We start from the raw sequence: 2,479 nt of genomic DNA on the forward strand, positions 1-2,479 counted from the left end.
TGTCATTCGGCTTGCAATATTGACCCCCTAAGCCGGGGGATCGGCGTCCAAAATTGACCCCCTATAGGTTGGTCTGTTGCGCTGCCTGCTTCGTAACAAAGCAGGTGGTGGAGGATGCTGATCGTGGAGACGATTGCGCGGATACGGCGCGAGCACTTCATCAAGGGCAAGACCATCAAGGAGATCGCCCGCGACCTGAAGGTGTCGCGGAACACGGTCCGGAAGGTGCTGAGGTCGGGAGAGACCTCCTTCGAGTACGAGCGGCAGGTGCAGCCACGGCCAAAGCTGGGGCGCTGGGCGTCAGAGCTTGAGGGGCTGCTGGCGGCGAACGCAGCTAAATCGGCTCGTGAACAGCTGACGTTGATCCGGATCTACGAGGAGCTGCGCGGCCGCGGGTACGACGGCGGTTACGATGCGGTGCGGCGTTATGCCAGGCGCTGGAGCAAGGAACGCGGGCAATCGACCGCAGCCGCTTATGTCCCGCTGAGTTTTGCCCCAGGCGAAGCCTACCAGTTCGACTGGAGCCACGAGGTCGTCCTGCTGAGCGGCACCACGGTGATGGTGAAGGCTGCCCATGTCCGGCTCTGTCACAGCCGTATGCTGTTCGTGCGGGCCTATCCGCGGGAGACGCAGGAGATGGTGTTCGACGCCCACGACCGGGCGTTCGCCCTGTTCAAAGGCACCTGCACCCGCGGCATCTACGACAACATGAAGACCGCCGTAGAGACGATCTTCGTCGGTAAAGGCCGTCTCTACAATCGTCGCTTCCTGCAGATGTGCAGCCACTATCTGGTCGATCCGGTCGCCTGTACGCCAGCGTCGGGTTGGGAGAAGGGGCAGGTCGAGAACCAGGTCGGGCTGGTCCGGGAACGCTTCTTCACGCCGCGGCTGCGGTTCAAAAACCTCGACGAGTTAAACGCCTGGCTGCTCGACAAATGCATCGCCTACGCCAAGGCTCATCGCCATCCGGAGCTGGCCGATCAGACGATCTGGGACGTGTTCGAAGCCGAACGCCCCAAACTCGTTCCCTATGCCGGCCGCTTCGACGGCTTCCATGCGGTGACGGCATCGGTCTCGAAGACCTGCCTGGTGCGCTTCGACAACAACAAGTACTCGGTCGCAGCCAGCGCAGTCGGACGACCGGTCGAGGTTCAAGCCTATGCCAATCGCATCGTGATCCGTCAGGACGGACGCATCGTTGCCGAGCACCCGCGATCCTTTGGCCGCGGCGATACCGTCTACGACCCCTGGCATTATGTGCCGGTGCTCGCCCGCAAACCCGGTGCCTTGCGCAACGGTGCTCCCTTCAAAGACTGGGTGATGCCGGCCGCGATCGAGCGGATCCGGCGCAAGCTTGCCAGCACCGAGGATGGCAATCGGCAGATGGTCGACATCCTCAACGCGGTGCTGACTGACGGCCTGCCCGCGGTGGAAGCGGCCTGTGCCGAAGCGCTCAGTCACGGCGTCCATTCCGCCGATGTCGTTCTCAATATCCTGGCCCGTCAACGTGAACCCGCCCCACCGGCCAACATCATGACGCCGGCCGCACTGACGCTCCGTCATGCACCGATCGCCGATTGTGCCCGCTACGACAACCTCCGGAGGACCAACTGATGGAACGAACCCAAATCTTCGACCTCATGGGCGAACTCAAGCTCTACGGCATGAAGGCTGCCTTCGACGAGATCATGGCAACTGCCGTCAAGCGCCAGCACGAACCTCAGCGCATTGTCGGCGACCTGCTCAACGCCGAGATCAACGAGAAGCAAGCCAGGTCGATCAAATACCAGCTCACCATTGCCAAGCTGCCGCTTGCCAAGGACATCGCCGACTTCCAGTTCGACGGCACGCCGATCAATCAAACCCTCGTCAATGATCTCGCTGGCGGCGGCTTCATCGCCCAACAACGCAACGTCGTGCTGGTTGGCGGCACCGGCACAGGCAAAACCCACCTGGCCATCGCCATCGCCAGAAGCTGCATCCGATCCGGTGCCCGCGGCCGCTTCTTCAACGTCGTCGACCTCGTCAATCGCCTCGAGACCGAGACCCGCAATGGACGGCAAGGTCGGCTCGCCGAGCATCTGACCCGGATGGACTTCATCGTGCTGGATGAACTCGGCTATTTGCCCTTCGCCCAGTCCGGTGGCCAGCTTCTCTTCCACCTCGTCAGCCGGCTCTATGAGCGCGCCTCCGTCATCGTAACCACCAATCTCGCATTCGGCGAATGGCCGAGCGTGTTCGGCGATGCCAAAATGACCACCGCGCTGCTCGACCGGTTGACCCATCACTGCGACATCGTCGAGACCGGCAACGATAGCTGGCGGTTCAAAAGCCGAGACGACGATCACGCCACCCGCGCTCGTCTCGCCTCCGCTATCCCGGCCAGCTCCGACGAGACGAGCGCTACCAGCAAACCCCGCCGCCCGAAGGGGTCAAAATTGGACGCCGATGAGGGGTCAAATTTGCAAGCCGATTGACA

Annotated in this window: 1 protein-coding gene and 1 pseudogene; both read left to right on the forward strand. The window is 62.2% G+C overall.

Going from position 1 to position 2,479, the window contains the following annotated elements; translation table 11 throughout:
• Nucleotides 1-114: 114 nt before the first annotated feature.
• Nucleotides 115-1,605: pseudogene (istA, locus tag ABIB66_RS43420) on the forward strand (IS21 family transposase); the annotation flags it as partial.
• A gap of 8 nt (nt 1,606-1,613) precedes the next feature.
• A complete protein-coding gene (gene istB / locus ABIB66_RS43425) occupies nt 1,614-2,477 on the forward strand; it encodes an IS21-like element helper ATPase IstB (RefSeq protein ID WP_354212178.1) in 864 nt (287 codons plus the stop codon).
• Nucleotides 2,478-2,479 lie beyond the last annotated feature (2 nt).

This window comes from Bradyrhizobium sp. F1.13.3 (genome assembly GCF_040548265.1).
Taxonomy (GTDB): domain Bacteria; phylum Pseudomonadota; class Alphaproteobacteria; order Rhizobiales; family Xanthobacteraceae; genus Bradyrhizobium.

Coding starts and splice junctions, on each gene's coding strand:
- istB (WP_354212178.1), top strand. CDS start 1,614: ATGGAACGAACCCAAATCTTCGACCTCATGGGCGAACTCAAGCTCTAC.